1 protein-coding gene is annotated in these 884 nt (G+C 48.5%); it reads right to left on the bottom strand.

Annotated features, from left to right (window positions below; translation table 11 throughout):
• Positions 1-248 precede the first annotated feature (248 nt).
• Positions 249-884: tyrosine-type recombinase/integrase (locus ACTHUR_RS12660; protein WP_440398839.1), on the bottom strand; the 636-nt coding region annotated here is incomplete at its 5' end.

Genomic DNA, 884 nt, shown 5'->3' on the forward strand with positions numbered 1-884 from the left:
GCTGTATATCATAATATGATATTAGCTCTCATTACTAATATTATCAAACAAGCGGCCATCTGAAAAGATAAACGGTATTAAAAAAGCCATCGACTCTTACAATCTTTATGCCATCCGCACATCAGGCCAATATTTAAACCTCATCAGACCGATAAAAATTCAAATGGTTTCAAACCATCTGTATTTTTTATCCATAAAACATCAGGCCGTCTGAAAACATTCTTTCAGACGGCCTAATTCAAACAAAATCATTTTTTCCGTTTCGCCCTTGGGTGCGCCTCATCATCAACGCGCGCCAAATGGTCAAAGTCCAGCTTTGTATAAACTTGCGTAGCGGAAAGGTTGCTGTGCCCCAACAATTCCTGTACGGCACGGATATCGCCCGATGCCTGCAAAAGATGGGTTGCATAGCTGTGGCGCATCATGTGCGGCGAGATATGGCTGGCACTGCCCACGCGCACTGCCCACGCCTGCAGGCGTTTTTGGATTTGACGTTGCCCCAGCCTGCCGCCGTTCTTATTGGTGAACAAGGCCTGCTCGCCCTCTTTGGCAATACGCACTGCCAGATAATCGCGCAATGCCGCAATGCTTTTAGCCACCAAAGGCACTTGCCGCTGCTTGCCGCCTTTACCCTTCACGCTGACCCAGCCTTCATCCAAGACGATACCGTCCAGATTCAAACCTTGTATCTCACTCAGGCGCAAACCGCTGCCATACATCAATTCAAACATGGCCTTATCGCGTACGTCCAACTCATCATCAACCGGCGCATGGTCAAGAATATGGTTTAAAGGTTCTTGCGGCAGCGCTTTGGGCAGGCGTTCGGGCAGGCGCGGCGCTTTCATATTAAATGTCGGGTCGCTTTCCATGACTTCTATCTGCAC

This window comes from Neisseria sp. P0021.S007, from assembly GCF_051956855.1.